Origin of the sequence: Siccibacter colletis (assembly GCF_025914095.1) — a bacterium.
Classification (GTDB): domain Bacteria; phylum Pseudomonadota; class Gammaproteobacteria; order Enterobacterales; family Enterobacteriaceae; genus Siccibacter; species Siccibacter colletis.
Genome location: NZ_CP074352.1, coordinates 880,408 through 894,323, shown reverse-complemented (window position 1 = coordinate 894,323; position 13,916 = coordinate 880,408). Strand labels below are relative to the sequence as shown.

The following is a 13,916-nucleotide window of genomic DNA, read 5'->3' as shown; positions in this document are numbered from 1 at the left end:
ATAAGCCAGGGTCAGCGGCGGCGTCAGGAGGCTAACGCCGCACGGTAGAGTGACGACGATCAGGACTTTTCGGGATCTTCATAACGGCGTTTGGCGTCCAGCGCTTCCTGCTCGGTGTTATGCTCACTGATAAGCGAGTCCGGTTTCGGGTGATCGGCGCGCAGCTGATACCAGGTTACCGTCTGATCGGCACCGCCTTTTTCGACGGAGACAATACGCGCTTCACGTGGGTACGGGGGTCTTGTTGGCATAGCGCTTCCTTTGTTGTTGTTAAAGGTCGGGCTATAAGTATAGACAATTTTACCGCTTAGCTTGCCTGAGCGAGATGCAGCGCGGTTAACAGCTGGGCGACAATCTCATCCCGGCTGCCGGTAGCATCAACAACGTGATGCGCTGTCGCGCGATAGAGCGTTTCACGCTCGGCCAGCACGTCCTCGACTTCATCGACGATGGTTTTGCCGGTCAGCGTCGGGCGCTGGCCCTGCTCCGGCACCGCCGCCAGACGGGCAGCCAGCACCTGCGCCGGGGCGCAGAGATAGATCACCACGCCGCGCTCATGCATAAACTGGCGATTGGCCTCGGACAGCACCATGCCGCCGCCGGTGGCGATCACCGTTCCCGGTGCCGTTACCGCCTGCAGCGCGTCGCTCTCGCGCTGGCGAAAGCCCTCCCACCCCTCTTTTTCCACAATCTCCGCCACGGTCATGCCGCTGTGCTGGCGCAGCCAGCGATCGGTATCGACAAACTCAAAGCCGGTGGCCTGAGCCAGTCCTTCTCCGACCGTAGTTTTACCGCAGGCGCGCGGGCCGATCAGGAAAATGGGTTGCGTCATGAACGAGAAATCCTCTGTCACCCTCGCGGGGAACTGTTTTTTCAGGGTAATAATGCCAGTCAATGATTACAGGGAGATGTGTAAAAAATTATTTACATTAATAGCCACGTTCGGTGTTAATGCCCTGTTAACAAGAATATTGCAGCGCTCAAGATGTAAAGGAAACCTGTCACCGCTGCAACGCAGCTCACCATACTGTAAAGCTCGGGTTAAACACAAGTCTCGTTGTGCAAACCGTAACATTATTTCCCCTCACCGTTACGGACGAAACGTTTACAACCCGCGAGAATGCACCACACTTATTATCATTACAGGTGATGAAAGAGGTGTGAATCATGCAATCGGAAGAGCAGCAGCTCATTGACGGACTCTTTAGCCGCCTGCAGGAGGCGGAAAAACAGAGCGCGCCGCGCGACGCAGCGGCAGAGCAGCACATCAGCCGCCACCTGCAAAGCCAGCCGGGCGCGCCCTACTACATGGCGCAAACCATCCTGATTCAGGAGGCGGCCATTAAGCAGCTGAATGCCCAGGTGCAGGCGCTGCAGGGGGAGGTCGCCCAGCTGCAACATGCCGGGCGTCAGCAGCAGAGCAGCGGCGGCTTCCTGTCCGGCCTGTTTGGCGGCGGCTCACGCCCGACCAGCAACAATGCCATACCCGGCACGCAACCAGTGCAGGGCGCCGCGCCGGGCAGCTATAGCCCACCGCCGGCGGGCAATGCGATGGCAGGCTTCGGGCAGCGCAGCGGCGGTGGGTTTATGGCCGGGGCGCTACAAACCGCAGCTGGCGTGGCCGGGGGCGTGGTGCTGGGTAATATGCTGACCAGCATGTTCAGCCATACCCAGCCCGAGGAACTGGTGAACATCATCAACGAACCCGCCCAGCCGGTAGAAAACACGGCAGTGAATGCCGTGGAAGACTACAACCAGGCGGACGACAGCCAGTTCCTCAACCAGGATGCGGGCCTGCCGCAGGATAATGCCAACGACGTGGTGGATACCTCCTGGGATAACGTCAACGATGACGTCGGCAGCGACGACGACAGCTGGATTTAAGGCGTCTGTCGCTTCACCGCCAGCAGCCACTTATCGAGCTCGGCGGCAAAAAGCTGGCGATCGCGCGGCCCGAGACTGTCCGGGCCGCCGGTCTGTACCCCACTGGCGCGCAGGGTTTCCATAAAGTCACGCATCGTGAGCCGTTCACGGATGGTAGCTTCGCTGTAGCGCTCGCCGCGCGGATTGAGCGCTACCGCCCCTTTCTCCAGCACTTCCGCCGCCAGCGGAATGTCGGCGGTGATCACCAGATCCCCCGGCTGGCACTTCTGCACAATTTCATTATCGGCCACGTCAAACCCGGCAGGCACCCGCACCGCACGCACGAAGCGCGACGGCGGGACGCGCAGATTCTGGTTCGCGACCAGCGTCACCATGATCTGCGCTCGTTCCGCGGCGCGGAATAAAATCTCTTTAATTACGTTCGGACACGCATCCGCATCCACCCAAATGGCCATTACGACTCCTGATTATCTCGCGGGATGACGGCAATTTTCCCGTTCTTCTCCAGAATGGCAAATTTAATCTGGTCGATACGCTCAATTCCCTGCCCGGTTCGCGCCGACGAGAGAATATCGTCGCTGGAGATCCCCGCTTTGCGCATGCGCTTGTGCAGCGGCCGCCCATGCTCGACCAGAATCAGCGGTGAACCGTCCAGCAGTAAATCAAGACGGGGAAAGCGGTTTTTCAGGAAGCTGAACAGGATGTCCATCACAATCAGGGTGATAATAGTCAGTGCCGCACCGGTAAACGAGAAATCATTCCCCAGCAGCGCCTGCTGCGTCGCTTCGCTGATGATCAGCAGCAGAATGAAATCAAAGGCGTTCATTTCGAGCAGGGTGCGTCGTCCGGCAATTTTCAGCACCACCAGCAACAGCAGATACATACCTGCCGCGCGCATTACGCTATCCATAAGATTCTCCTAGGGCCAGGACCACTGGCGCAGCGTCATGCCCGGCTGGCCATCCACAGTAATTATCGAGGTGAAATAGCCAGCTGACTCAGGCTGCGCCCCAATCCATACCGCGTGCCGGCCATCGGGGGTGGCCGCAAAGGTTAGTGTCATCTCGCGCGCGCTGGTATGGGTAATTAAGGGCTCAGGGAACAGCGTCTGTATCTGAAAGCGCTCCATAAAATCACCGCCCAGCGTGATACGCACCGGCCGGTCTGGCTCGCCCTGCACGCGCAGTATGTAACGCTCATCGCTCTGGGCACGGATCAGCCGCTGGTACTCCACCGTCAGCTTGCCGTTCGCACTGGTCTGCGCGGTTTCGCTGATGATGCCGTCGGAAAACAGCCCCAGTAGCGCCAGGATCACGATAGTAAACAGCACATAATTGCCCGCCGCCTGGAACCGCCACTCCTTACGCTGGGCGGTCATATTTTCCTGTACCGGATAGTCACGACTGGCAAACTCGTTTTGTTTTGGTTTATCCATCGCCGCCTCACTTTTTTTCATTAAGCGTAGCCGATGCCTTACCCCGATGCCGGAAACCGCGTTAAGCTAAGCGCCGATTCCGATGATGCACTGACGATGGAGTGACGCTGTGGATAAGAAAATTGGTTTTATTGGGTGTGGCAACATGGGCAAAGCGATTCTTGGCGGGCTGATTGCCAGCGGAGAGGTGAAACCGGGCAGCGTCTGGGTGTATACCCCTTCTGCCAGCAGCGTTGCCGCTCTGCACGATGAGTACGGCATCAATGCCGCGCAGAGTGCCCAGGAGGTCGCGCAGATCGCCGACATCGTCTTTAGCGCGGTCAAACCCAACATCACGCTGAAAGTGCTCAGCGACGTCGCTTCCAGCCTGAATAAAGAGACGCTGCTGGTGTCGATTGCCGCCGGGGTGACGCTCGATCAGCTCGCTACCGTGCTCGGGCACGACCGCAAAATCATCCGCACCATGCCGAATACCCCGGCGCTGGTGAATGCCGGGATGACCTCCATCACCCCGAATGCGCTGGTGACGCCGGAAGAGACGGCGGAAATCGTCAATATCTTCCGCTACTTTGGCGAAGCCGAAGTGATTGCCGAGCCGATGATCCACCCGGTGGTAGGCGTCAGCGGTTCCGCACCGGCCTACGTATTTATGTTTATCGAAGCGATGGCAGATGCCGCCGTGCTCGGTGGCATGCCGCGCGCGCAGGCCTATAAGTTTGCCGCCCAGGCGGTGATGGGCTCCGCCAAAATGGTGCTGGAAACCGGTAAGCATCCCGGCGAGCTGAAAGACATGGTCTGTTCTCCGGGCGGGACTACGATTGAAGCGGTGAAAGTGCTGGAAGAGCGTGGTTTCCGTGCGGCGGTGATCGAAGCGATGGAAAAATGCATGGCGAAATCCGAGAAGCTGAGCAAGTCATAACTGGTGTGTAAATTCCCGGCAGAGCGCGACGACACACGCTCGCCGGGGGATTGCCTACGCGGATTTTTTCAGGCAGCCGCTCATAAATTTGGTACGGTCCTGCCCTTTGAGGGACTGCTGCGTGGCCTGGTTGCTGCATTCACGCATTTTTTGCTGCTGCGGCGTCAGCCCTTTTTCCTTATCGCGGTCGTTCTTCAGGCAATTACTCATAAATGCCTTTCGTTCATCCCCTTTTAACGCATCCGCGCTGGCGCGCTCGTTGCAGCTGGTCATTCGCTGCTGCTGCGGCGTGGGCTGTTTTTCTTCAGCCTGTACGCCGCATGCGAGCGTCATACCAAGCAGAGCGGCGGGTAACAGAGTTATTTTCATAGCATCATCCTTTTTGTTGTCATCTGACACAGTAAGTCTGATGCGTTATGTCAAAAACACCACCGGGCCGCGCTCGCTTTGCTAACCCGGTAACATTAATACTATTTTGTTAAGCAGCACTTAAATAATAAACGCAGCAAATGAAATGCGTAAGGCAGTAACCACAGATAATTACGCTACGTTGGCCTGAGGCTACATACAGCAAATCAATGCAGCACAAAATAACCGATACTATTTTGCTAAATAAGCCTTACCCCACCGTTAACTGCGTGGGTGCTTTAACAGCTTCTTTAAATATTGCTGCAGTAACTCCGCATCCCGCTCAGCAACAGTTTGCGTGGGCCGCGCCTGGGCCATTGCCTCTTCGATGCCGTTGATAAGCGCGCTCTGCTCACTCTGCTCCATACGGCGCAGCAGCGCGGTCACTACAATCTCCAGCGCCTCAACCTGCGCCACCAGCTCCTTCGATTCATCTTCTTTTTCAGCAAGTTTAACCAGCAATTCGGCGATGAGATTTTTCATCTTAGGAAATTCCTTAATAGAGACGCAGCGACGTTAGCACCCATTTCAGGAAAAGCAAATATATCAATAAAAATAATTAACAAATAAATAACCGTTTTGTGCTCAACCGCCGAAATAAGCGCCAGCGAAACGTTTCTCAACCCAAATAAACGTTATACCGTTACACCGTGGTCGGGGAATAAGATCCAAAGCATTCATCAAACTTATGGATATATTTTCCCGTCCGGTTTACAGTTTATATCATCCGTTTATTTTTGCCCGCTCCGCCTTTTTTAACGCGCGCCACAGCTGCCAGACATTGATCAGCACCACTATCGCAGTCGCGATAAATACCCAACGAAATCCTGCCATTGCCGACACCGCCGCGCCCATCAGCGGCCCGGCGACGTTTCCGAGATACATAAACGACTGGTTGTAACCGAAAATGCGCCCGGTAACCTGATCGCTGGAATATTTCAGCAGCAGGGTTTGTACCGCCGGCAGCATTGCGCCATCCGCAAAGCCGAGCAGGAAACGCAGCACCGCCAGCTGGGTGGGCGAGGTCACAAACGACATGGCAAAAAACAGCACCACGGCCACGCTCAGGGTGGCGAGCAGAATGCGCCCGGTGCCGATCCGGTCGCCGAGCTTACCCAGCCGCGGGGCCGCCAGCAGCGCGGAAACGCCCGGCACCGCCGCAATAAACCCGCTGAGAAACGCGATATTGGTACTGTGCGGGGCCAGCGACTGGATGAACAACGCAAGAATCGGGCTTATCGAGCCGTTGGAGAGCTGGATCACCAGCGTGGTGACAAACAGGCTGACCACCAGCCACGGCTGCGGCAGGGAAGCAAATACCGCCTCGCCACTCAGCCGCTGTGCTTTATTTACCGCCGGGCGCGGCCCCTCTTTAATGAGAAACAGCGTAACGGTAAAGCTCACCATCAGCAGCACGGCGGTAAAGATAAACACCGTGCGCAGCCCCAGATAATCCGCCAGAAAGCCGCCCATCAGCGGCCCGACGATCACGCCGCTTATCTGGGCGGTGGAGAGCGTGCTGAGCGCCCAGCCGCTGCGTTCTCGCGGCACCTGCGAGGCCACCAGCGCCATCGCGTTAGGAATATAGCCGGACGTCAGCCCCATCACTGCCCGCAGGAAAAACAGCTGCCAGACGTTGGTGGCAAAGGCCTGCAGCAGAATAGCGATCGCCATCCCCAGCGAGGCGCGCAGCAGCATCAGCTTGCGTCCCTTGCGGTCAGCAAGGCTGCCCCACATCGGCGACACAATTGCCGAAATCAAAAAGGTGACGCTAAAGGTCAGCCCCGACCACATCGACAGCGCTTCATGCGAGCTGACACCGAGCTGCGCCACGTACAGGGGAAGGAACGGCAGGATCTGGCTGATAGCAAGCCCGGTAAAGAAGCAGCCGAACCAGACAGAGATGAGATTGACCTTCCAGGATTCCATAGGGCGTTATTTCAGACTGTGGGTCCGGCCCACGGGGCCAGACGGCTAAACGGTGATAGTGACGACTGTATCACACTCCAGCGCCCTACCGGCAGATCCCGAAGCCGCGCATCCCGAGATGGAAATGGTCGGCATGGGCAGCGTTATACTCCGGCCCCAGCGCGTTGCCGTAAAACGCGCAGCTGTCGCTGAACAGCTGGCGCAGCAGCGCGCCCTTCTGCGCCTGATTGTTCCAGTCGCGGACGACGCTCAGCCGCTCGCCGTTGGCAAGGCGAAAACCGCTGATGTCCAGCGCATCGGCAGTGGCGTGTTCGCTCAGGCGCGCGCCGGGACGGTTATAGATATTGCGGCAGGCGAAGCTGCCCAGGTGGTCGATACGCGTGAGCTTGCTGCCTGCCACCGTCTGCGCAGCCGGGACGGCGCGCTGCTGGACGAACATGGCGCTGCTCACCGCCAGCGGGCAGCTGGCGAGAAACGAGCTGCTGAGCGCTACATCGCCAAAGCGGGTGACGCGCACCGGGTTTTCCACGGTACAGTCGCCGCGCACGTCAGGTGCCGGGCGAAACGCGATCATCTTCAGCTGCTGCGCCTGATTCAGGACCGCCATACAGGCTTCCGGCTGTTTTGCCAGCTCGCGCAGCTTGTAGCGCGTGATCATCGTCGGCGGATCGGTGGGTGAAAGCGGCGCGAAGGGATTATAGTGCGACGGCAGATAGTCATAGAGCCAGTAGCCCATCACGGCGGCGATTACGATTCCGGTCACCAGACCTCCCCCTTTTTTCATCCCCCCTCCCTGATTTGTATGCAGAACACACAGTATAGACGGCTCAGCCCGCCCGATGCGTAGCCCGGGCAATGAAGCGCATGAAAGCGGAAAATCAGCGTGCTATGGTAGGGGCTTTCTTACTGTTGGGGACGTGTGGGTCATGGCAAAACTGCGGGTAGGCATTGTTTTTGGTGGGAAATCGGCGGAGCACGAAGTATCGCTGCAGTCAGCGAAAAATATCGTCGATGCCATCGATAAAACGAAGTTTGATGTGGTGCTGCTCGGCATTGATAAGCAGGGGGAGTGGCATATCAATGATGCCAGCAACTACCTGCTGAACGCCCAGGACCCGGCGCGTATTGCCCTGAACCGGTCGGAAAACACCGTCGCGCTGGTGCCGGGCGTGGCCCAGGCGCAGCTGATCGAATCCCGTCAGGGCGAGGCGCTCTCCCAGGTGGATGTGATTTTCCCCATCGTCCACGGCACGCTCGGCGAAGACGGCTCGCTGCAGGGGATGCTGCGCATGGCAAATCTGCCGTTTGTCGGCTCCGGCGTATTGGGTTCCGCAGTGAGCATGGATAAAGACATTGCCAAGCGTCTGCTGCGCGATGCGGGGCTGAACGTCGCCCCCTTTGTGACCCTGACGCGCACCAGTCGCGCGCGCTTTACCTTTGAGGCCGTCACCGCCCGTCTCGGCCTGCCGCTGTTCGTGAAGCCGGCCAACCAGGGGTCGTCGGTCGGGGTCAGCAAAGTGACCCGCGCAGACGAGTTTGAGGCCGCCGTTGCGCTGGCGTTTGAATTCGATCATAAGGTGTTGATTGAACAGGGCATCACCGGACGAGAGATTGAGTGTGCGGTGCTGGGTAACGATCACCCGCAGGCCAGCACCTGTGGTGAAGTGGTGGTGAACGATGCCTTCTACTCGTACGACACCAAATACATCGATGACAAAGGCGCGCAGGTGGTGGTGCCGGCCGCCATCGATCCGCAGATTAACGACCGTATCCGTGAGATTGCTGTTGCCGCGTATCAGACGCTGGAGTGCGCCGGCATGGCGCGCGTGGACGTGTTCCTGACGCCGGAAAACGAGGTGATTATCAACGAGATCAACACCCTGCCTGGCTTTACCAATATCAGCATGTATCCCAAGCTGTGGCAGGCCAGCGGGCTGGACTACCAGACCCTGATCACCCGCCTGATTGAGCTGGCGCTGGAGCGCTACGCCGCAGACAGCGCGCTGAAAAGCGCCATCACCCGCTAAGGGTTACTTGTTCGCCTCGTCCGGTTCATCCTCCGGGCGACGGCGAATAATCAGGCTCGCCAGCCACATGCTGATCGCCCAGGCTACCAGCCCCACCGCATAGGTTTGCCAGCCTTTGGCTTCGAAACCCAGCAAACCGACAATACCGTACAGAATAAAGGTCAGGCCGATGGCAAAGGCATAGTAATGCCAGTCACGGCGCATTTTGGCAGACAGCTTCATGATCGCTCCAGAGTTGAAAACGCGCATCTTCGCACAGTTCCCCGTCGCCTGTCTGCGTGCCGGGTCGCGACGTCAGCGCTACGGAAAGTCTTAAATGTTATCGTTTGATTAATTAAGTAACAAAAATGTGAGTGATTACATAAAACTGACATCCAGGAGTAATCTGCAGCAGAAATTACCATCAATCTGATATTGACAATTCCTATGACCTGTCAGACTCAGTCATGTATTGCTGGCGCAGCGCCGGCAAAAGTGAGTTCCCCGGGAGGTCATAATGGCTGATTTTACAATGTCTAAACCCATCATCGCCGGGAAAAAGCGTGACAAATCAACTACCCTTGGCAACGTTGCCTATGCCGTGTTTGTACTGTTCTGCTTCTGGGTCGGTTCCCAGTTGCTGAACGTGCTGATGCATGCGCCGGGTGTGTTTGAGCATCTGATGCAGATGCAGGACAACAATCGTCCCCGCATTGAGATGGAACTCGCGGTCGGTACCGTTTTTGGACTGATTCCGTTTATTCTCGGCTGTGTGCTGTTTGCCGCCGTCGCTGTCTGGCTAAAGGTCCGCCAGCGTCACTACTAGTTCTGGCCAGTACATCTGGCCCGACGCTCATCCACCCGTTTAGCAAACCACGCAGTGGTAAGCTGACGGGTGATCTTCGGACTCTCCAGCGTGATCCCCGGCAACACTTCCTTCGGTAAGGTTCTTCCCGTCTTCTTCTCCGCCAGCGCAAAGGTGCGGGCGTAAAGCGTCGTGTCTTCGAAATCCAGGGTGTCGCCCTTGCGCAGCGCGCGATGAATATCGTCGTTATCCAGATCCAGCTGTGACGCCAGCTTACGCACCGCCAGTTCGGTTTTGCCCGGCTCGTCGCTGTCGTAACGAATCAAATCGCCATCCAGCGCCAGCTTCACGCCGCTGGCTTTACTGACGGCATTCTGAAACGCGGCATTGCGGCTGGCGTACCATCCGGCGTTGAAATCGGCAAAGCGGTACAGGGAGCGCGAGTAGTTAGCCGGATAGTTCAACAGATGGTAGATGCCGAACCACATGCCGCCGCGCCGGGTGAATACTTCTTCCCGCACGCTGCCTTCACGCTGCCACGGGTAGCCGTCGGTGTGCGCTTCGGCAAAGGCGATGGCTACCTGCATGGGCCCGCCGGTATGCACCGGGTTGAGCGAGCCGAACAGCCGCTGACCGAGCGGTACGCGGTTCAGCACGTCGTCAAAAATCGCGCTGAGCTGCTTCTCGGTGGTCACCTTATCCAGCCGTTCGCTGTAGCTTTTGCCGTTTGAGGAGGGGATTTTCAGCGCGGTACGCACCAGGAACGCCGGAATATGCAGTTTTTCCGCGCGCCGGTCGATCTCCTGCCAGGCAATCTTACTCAGCCCCGGCACCACCGGATCGGCAACGTAGCCCGACTCCTGCTCCGCCACCGCCAGTACCGAACAGACGTTATCAAGCGTAGCGGGTAGCTTCTGACTCTCAAATGCCGTAGCGATATCCCGCGCCCAGCCGTCGCGATCTTTGATACGCGCCGGCATCTTCTGCTTTACCACCTTGCGCACATCGACGGTGGGCTGACCGGGAGCGGAGTGCTGCTTTTCACTGCTACACCCTGCCAGCACCAGTGTGGCCAGCAGACTCAGCGACAGGAAACCGCTGCGCGGTAAAGAGGAGATCGTCACGGCATTATCCTTATTTACAAAAAAGGCCTCAGGCGAGTGCCTCGGGCGTGTCCGTTACCGGCTCGTCATTCAGCGTCTGTTCGAAACTGCGCAGACGTTTATAGATCGACAGCAGCTCCACCAGCGTAGTCCAGGAACTGATCAGGTACTGGAAAGCCCCGCGCACCTCCCCGAACACGTTGTTGATCTGCTGCATCAGCCCCAGCGTCAGCGCCCCGGCGACGATAGAGGGCCCGAGCAGGAACAGTCCAATCACCGCATCTACCTGCAGATAAAGAATGCGCGCCACGTTGAAGTACATATAGTGGAAGTAGAGGCGGAAGTAGTTTTTACGCACGTTGGCGAATAGCTCGCGCACGCTCACCGGGTCGGCGCGCTTAGGGTCATCCTCACCATAGACCAGTTCTTTACGGTATGCCGCTTCGACACGCTGATTATTGAACTCCAGCCCGGGGAGTCTGATCCCTACCACCGCCAGCAGCCCGGTGCCGACCACCGACCAGATAATCGCAGCCCACACCAGCCCGTACGGCACGCTGCCGACGACAGGCAGATCCTTTACGTGCGGCGAGAGCGCCATCAACACCGGCAGAAACGCCAGCAGCGTCAGTACCGCATTGAGCACGCCGACGCCCACGCTCTCAAGGGTGGATGAGAAGCGCATGGTATCTTCCTGCACGCGCTGCGCTGCGCCTTCAATGTGGCGCAGGCGCTGCCAGCGCGCCATATAGTACTCGTTCATCGCGGTACGCCAGCGGAACACGTAGTGGCTGATAAAGAAGTAGTTCAGCACGCCGATCACCACGGCGATCAGCGCGATACCGAGGAAGATCACCAGCTGATGGTAGAACTGCTCAATGCGTACCTTATGCGGCGAGCCGAGCGCAGTCTGGATCAGATCGTAGAACGGGGCGTACCAGGCGTTGATGGCGACCCCCACTTCCACCTGGAACCAGGTGCCAAAAATAATCAGCGCGCTGCCGAGTACCGACCAGTACTGCCAGCGATGCGGACGCCAGATAAACCAGCACAGCGCAAACGCGCCGATGCAGAAGGCGTAGTAGGCGTAGAACACCAGGTAGGCCCGGGACCAGAAGCGCGCGGCGCTGATCGGGACATCGCCATTGCTGCCAGCCAGTCGGGTAAGCCAGTCGCCACCGCCGGCCTCCCAGAACAGCACGGCCAGGATCGCCCATACCAGCGCCGAAATGAAGAACGGTCTGGGGTTGGGGAAAAAGGATTTAAACATCACATCTCTCCGTTTTTTTTATTGTTGCACTGCTGTGCGTATAGCGGCTGCCAATAGTACGCGTATCGCATCAATGAGGTGATGCATAAAAAGGGCCATCCTGTATCAAAATATAAAACCGGACGCCTGTAAACGCGTGGCTACTGTGACAAGCGCAGCCGCAAGGAGTTTCATCCGCTGTGCGGGCGCATTCGGCTTCTCCATTCTGACCAGGCCCGCCTGGCGCATCACTATAGAAGAAAAAACGGGTGCAGTTATGGTCAGTTACGCTTTTTCGCCGCGTAAATCTTCGTTATCCCTCTTTGCAGCGGGTGATGGAGTGGTATAAATACGCACTATTCCTCTTGTTTACTGTATGGATCCGCGCCTTGAAACGTTGTTTGCTCTCCCTATCCCTGCTGGTTACCTCCCTGTTGCCGGTAGCCGGATACAGCCAGACGTCCCCGGACCCGCTTTTCGCTTCTGATATTGTCGATCGCTACGCCAACCTTATCTATTACGGCAGCAACGCGACCGGCATGGCGATGGTGGCGATTGACGGCAATCAGCGTATCTTCCGCAGCTTCGGGGAGACGCGCCCCGGCAGCAATGTGCGTCCGCAGCTTGATTCCGTGGTGCGTATCGCCTCTATCAGCAAGCTGATGACCAGCGAAATGCTGGTGAAGCTGCTGGATGAGGGCGTGGTGCAGCTCAACGATCCGCTGAGCAAATACGCTCCGCCCGGTGCGCGCGTGCCGACCTATAACGGTGAACCCATTACGCTGGTGAATCTCGCCACCCACACCAGCGCCCTGCCGCGCGAGCAGCCCGGCGGTGCGCCGCATCGTCCGGTGTTCATCTGGCCTACCCGCGAACAGCGCTGGAACTGGCTCTCCACCGCCACGCTGAAAAGCGCGCCCGGCTCGATTGCCTCCTACTCTAACCTGGCGTTCGATCTGCTGGCTGATGCCCTGGCGCGCGCGGCGGGCAAACCGTATCCGCAGCTGTTTGAAGAAAAAATCACCCGCCCGCTGGGGATGAAGGACACCACCTTTACCCCATCACCGGACCAGTGCAAGCGCCTGATGGTCGCCGAAAAGGGAGCCAGCCCGTGCAACAACACCCTCGCCGCCATCGGCAGCGGCGGCGTCTACTCCACCCCCGCGGACATGATGCGCTGGATGCAGCAGTTCCTCGCCTCCGACTTCCATGAGCGCAGTAGCCAGGCCGACCGCATGCAGACACTAATCTACCAGCGCAGCCAACTGACGCGCGTTATCGGCATGGACGTACCGGGTAAAGCCGACGCGCTCGGTCTCGGCTGGGTCTATATGCAGCCGAAGGATGGACGCCCCGGCATCATTCAGAAAACCGGCGGCGGCGGCGGCTTCATTACCTATATGGCGATGATCCCCCAGCACAACGTGGGCGTCTTTATCGTCGTCACGCGCAGCCCGCTGACGCGTTTTGTGAACATGAGCGACGGCGTCAATGACCTGGTCGCCGAGCTGTCCGGCAACAAACCGCGGATCGTGCCTGCCTCGTAACCCCTCACCGGCGGGCCGCTGCGCCCGTCGGCTTTTCTCTCACCTGCCGCAGGTCTTCTATACTGAGTAACACTATGCTCACTGTGGAGATCGTGAAGAATGGATAATGCCTTACAGCGTGCGGCAAAAAATCTTGCTGACGCGTTAACCGCGCGTGACCTTACCGTGACCACCGCCGAATCCTGCACCGGCGGCCTGGTAACCAAAACGCTCTGCGCAACCGGGAGCACCGCCGAGTATCACTCCTGTGGCTTCGTCACCTACAGCAACTACGCTAAAACCCAATTGCTGGGTGTCAGCCCCGAGACGCTGGCGCGCTTTACCGCAGTCAGCGCCGAAACCGTTGAAGAGATGGCGCGTGGCGCGCAGGAGCGAGCCGCCCAAGACGTCGGGTTGTCGATAAGCGGCTATGCCGGGCCGGACGGCGGTGAAGACGGCACGCCGGCGGGCACCGTATGGTTTGGCTGGGCGCTGCCGGATGGCGAAGTCGTTAGCCGGAAGAAACAGTTTTCCGGGGAAAATACCCAGGTGATTGAGCAGGCCGCTATCTGGGCGATGACCGAGCTGACTCGCCTGCTGGAGACGCACCGCTAGCGCGTCGCGGCGGGTAAGTGACCGATATTGATAAAAC

At 58.3% G+C, this 13,916-nt stretch carries 18 protein-coding genes; 6 read left to right on the top strand and 12 right to left on the bottom strand.

Features of this window, described 5'->3' with window-relative positions:
• Positions 1–59: 59 nt before the first annotated feature.
• Both yaiA and aroL read right to left on the bottom strand, forming a co-directional pair.
• Positions 60–251: a protein YaiA gene (gene yaiA, locus KFZ77_RS04355; protein ID WP_031524215.1), complete on the bottom strand. Its 192-nt coding sequence runs from the start codon at positions 249–251 to the stop codon at positions 60–62.
• A 56-nt stretch (positions 252–307) separates the two neighbouring features.
• Positions 308–832 carry a shikimate kinase AroL gene (gene aroL, locus KFZ77_RS04350; RefSeq protein ID WP_264385535.1) on the bottom strand — a complete coding sequence of 175 codons (525 nt, stop codon included), beginning with the start codon at positions 830–832 and terminating at the stop codon, positions 308–310.
• A 335-nt stretch (positions 833–1,167) separates the two neighbouring features.
• Here aroL and KFZ77_RS04345 point away from each other — a divergent pair, with 335 nt between their 5' ends.
• Entirely contained in the window at positions 1,168–1,884 is a 717-nt protein-coding gene (locus KFZ77_RS04345; protein WP_264385534.1) for a DUF2076 domain-containing protein, read from the top strand.
• On the opposite strand, the gene KFZ77_RS04340 is transcribed toward KFZ77_RS04345, so the two are convergent.
• From KFZ77_RS04340 to KFZ77_RS04330, 3 genes are read right to left on the bottom strand one after another with little or no spacing between them, the layout of a single operon-like run.
• Positions 1,881–2,339 (bottom strand): YaiI/YqxD family protein, encoded by a 459-nt coding sequence (locus KFZ77_RS04340; protein ID WP_264385533.1) that lies wholly within the window; start codon positions 2,337–2,339, stop codon positions 1,881–1,883. The two genes, KFZ77_RS04345 and KFZ77_RS04340, sit on opposite strands and share 4 nt — an antisense overlap.
• Positions 2,339–2,794, bottom strand: coding sequence for a DUF421 domain-containing protein (locus KFZ77_RS04335; protein WP_031524207.1), 456 nt, complete (start codon positions 2,792–2,794; stop codon positions 2,339–2,341). Before KFZ77_RS04335 ends, KFZ77_RS04340 begins: the two co-directional genes overlap by 1 nt.
• Positions 2,795–2,803: 9 nt before the next feature.
• On the bottom strand, positions 2,804–3,319 hold the full coding sequence (locus tag KFZ77_RS04330; RefSeq protein WP_031524205.1) for a hypothetical protein: 516 nt from the start codon (positions 3,317–3,319) through the stop codon (positions 2,804–2,806).
• 109 nt (positions 3,320–3,428) lie between these two features.
• Between KFZ77_RS04330 and proC the strand changes: the two genes are divergently transcribed.
• Positions 3,429–4,238 (top strand): pyrroline-5-carboxylate reductase, encoded by an 810-nt coding sequence (gene proC, locus KFZ77_RS04325; protein WP_264385532.1) that lies wholly within the window; start codon positions 3,429–3,431, stop codon positions 4,236–4,238.
• Positions 4,239–4,292: 54 nt separating this feature from the next.
• Here proC and KFZ77_RS04320 read toward each other — a convergent pair whose 3' ends face one another.
• From KFZ77_RS04320 to KFZ77_RS04305, 4 genes are all read right to left on the bottom strand, one after another.
• Positions 4,293–4,607: a PsiF family protein gene (locus tag KFZ77_RS04320; RefSeq protein ID WP_264385531.1), complete on the bottom strand. Its 315-nt coding sequence runs from the start codon at positions 4,605–4,607 to the stop codon at positions 4,293–4,295.
• Positions 4,608–4,868: 261 nt separating this feature from the next.
• Positions 4,869–5,129, bottom strand: a complete 261-nt coding sequence (iraP, locus tag KFZ77_RS04315) for an anti-adapter protein IraP (RefSeq protein ID WP_031524199.1) — start codon at positions 5,127–5,129, stop codon at positions 4,869–4,871.
• Positions 5,130–5,369: 240 nt separating this feature from the next.
• Positions 5,370–6,575, bottom strand: a complete 1,206-nt coding sequence (locus tag KFZ77_RS04310; RefSeq protein WP_264385530.1) for a multidrug efflux MFS transporter — start codon at positions 6,573–6,575, stop codon at positions 5,370–5,372.
• Between the two features lie 85 nt (positions 6,576–6,660).
• Complete coding sequence (locus tag KFZ77_RS04305; RefSeq protein WP_031524195.1) at positions 6,661–7,359, bottom strand: extensin-like domain-containing protein; 699 nt, start codon at positions 7,357–7,359, stop codon at positions 6,661–6,663.
• Positions 7,360–7,501: 142 nt separating this feature from the next.
• On the opposite strand from KFZ77_RS04305, the gene ddlA reads away from it, so the two are divergent.
• Positions 7,502–8,602, top strand: coding sequence for a D-alanine--D-alanine ligase (gene ddlA / locus KFZ77_RS04300; protein ID WP_264385529.1), 1,101 nt, complete (start codon positions 7,502–7,504; stop codon positions 8,600–8,602).
• A 3-nt stretch (positions 8,603–8,605) separates the two neighbouring features.
• Here the strand turns inward: ddlA and KFZ77_RS04295 are convergent, their stop codons facing one another.
• Positions 8,606–8,824: a DUF2754 family protein gene (locus tag KFZ77_RS04295; RefSeq protein WP_031524192.1), complete on the bottom strand. Its 219-nt coding sequence runs from the start codon at positions 8,822–8,824 to the stop codon at positions 8,606–8,608.
• A gap of 274 nt (positions 8,825–9,098) precedes the next feature.
• Between KFZ77_RS04295 and KFZ77_RS04290 the strand changes: the two genes are divergently transcribed.
• A complete protein-coding gene (locus KFZ77_RS04290) occupies positions 9,099–9,407 on the top strand; it encodes a DUF2755 family protein (protein WP_031524190.1) in 309 nt (102 codons plus the stop codon).
• Here KFZ77_RS04290 and KFZ77_RS04285 read toward each other — a convergent pair.
• The gene (locus KFZ77_RS04285) at positions 9,404–10,477 is read right to left on the bottom strand and encodes a DUF1615 domain-containing protein (RefSeq protein ID WP_264386147.1); all 1,074 of its coding nucleotides are present in this window, start codon (positions 10,475–10,477) and stop codon (positions 9,404–9,406) included. The genes KFZ77_RS04290 and KFZ77_RS04285 overlap by 4 nt on opposite strands.
• Positions 10,478–10,538: 61 nt before the next feature.
• Positions 10,539–11,759: a peptide antibiotic transporter SbmA gene (gene sbmA, locus KFZ77_RS04280; protein ID WP_264385528.1), complete on the bottom strand. Its 1,221-nt coding sequence runs from the start codon at positions 11,757–11,759 to the stop codon at positions 10,539–10,541.
• Positions 11,760–12,127: 368 nt separating this feature from the next.
• On the opposite strand from sbmA, the gene ampH reads away from it, so the two are divergent.
• Together ampH and KFZ77_RS04270 are read left to right on the top strand one after the other, a co-directional pair.
• Positions 12,128–13,285 (top strand): D-alanyl-D-alanine-carboxypeptidase/endopeptidase AmpH, encoded by a 1,158-nt coding sequence (ampH, locus tag KFZ77_RS04275; RefSeq protein ID WP_031524185.1) that lies wholly within the window; start codon positions 12,128–12,130, stop codon positions 13,283–13,285.
• 99 nt (positions 13,286–13,384) lie between these two features.
• On the top strand, positions 13,385–13,879 hold the full coding sequence (locus tag KFZ77_RS04270; RefSeq protein ID WP_264385527.1) for a CinA family protein: 495 nt from the start codon (positions 13,385–13,387) through the stop codon (positions 13,877–13,879).
• The last annotated feature ends 37 nt before the right edge of the window (positions 13,880–13,916 follow it).

Bases quoted from the DNA above. Each gene is read 5' to 3' on its own strand.
- yaiA (WP_031524215.1), bottom strand. From the start codon at position 251: ATGCCAACAAGACCCCCGTACCCACGTGAAGCGCGTATTGTCTCCGTC.
- aroL (WP_264385535.1), bottom strand. From the start codon at position 832: ATGACGCAACCCATTTTCCTGATCGGCCCGCGCGCCTGCGGTAAAACT.
- KFZ77_RS04345 (WP_264385534.1), top strand. From the start codon at position 1,168: ATGCAATCGGAAGAGCAGCAGCTCATTGACGGACTCTTTAGCCGCCTG.
- KFZ77_RS04340 (WP_264385533.1), bottom strand. From the start codon at position 2,339: ATGGCCATTTGGGTGGATGCGGATGCGTGTCCGAACGTAATTAAAGAG.
- KFZ77_RS04335 (WP_031524207.1), bottom strand. From the start codon at position 2,794: ATGGATAGCGTAATGCGCGCGGCAGGTATGTATCTGCTGTTGCTGGTG.
- KFZ77_RS04330 (WP_031524205.1), bottom strand. From the start codon at position 3,319: ATGGATAAACCAAAACAAAACGAGTTTGCCAGTCGTGACTATCCGGTA.
- KFZ77_RS04320 (WP_264385531.1), bottom strand. From the start codon at position 4,607: ATGAAAATAACTCTGTTACCCGCCGCTCTGCTTGGTATGACGCTCGCA.
- iraP (WP_031524199.1), bottom strand. From the start codon at position 5,129: ATGAAAAATCTCATCGCCGAATTGCTGGTTAAACTTGCTGAAAAAGAA.
- KFZ77_RS04310 (WP_264385530.1), bottom strand. From the start codon at position 6,575: ATGGAATCCTGGAAGGTCAATCTCATCTCTGTCTGGTTCGGCTGCTTC.
- KFZ77_RS04305 (WP_031524195.1), bottom strand. From the start codon at position 7,359: ATGAAAAAAGGGGGAGGTCTGGTGACCGGAATCGTAATCGCCGCCGTG.
- ddlA (WP_264385529.1), top strand. From the start codon at position 7,502: ATGGCAAAACTGCGGGTAGGCATTGTTTTTGGTGGGAAATCGGCGGAG.
- KFZ77_RS04295 (WP_031524192.1), bottom strand. From the start codon at position 8,824: ATGAAGCTGTCTGCCAAAATGCGCCGTGACTGGCATTACTATGCCTTT.
- KFZ77_RS04290 (WP_031524190.1), top strand. From the start codon at position 9,099: ATGGCTGATTTTACAATGTCTAAACCCATCATCGCCGGGAAAAAGCGT.
- sbmA (WP_264385528.1), bottom strand. From the start codon at position 11,759: ATGTTTAAATCCTTTTTCCCCAACCCCAGACCGTTCTTCATTTCGGCG.
- KFZ77_RS04270 (WP_264385527.1), top strand. From the start codon at position 13,385: ATGGATAATGCCTTACAGCGTGCGGCAAAAAATCTTGCTGACGCGTTA.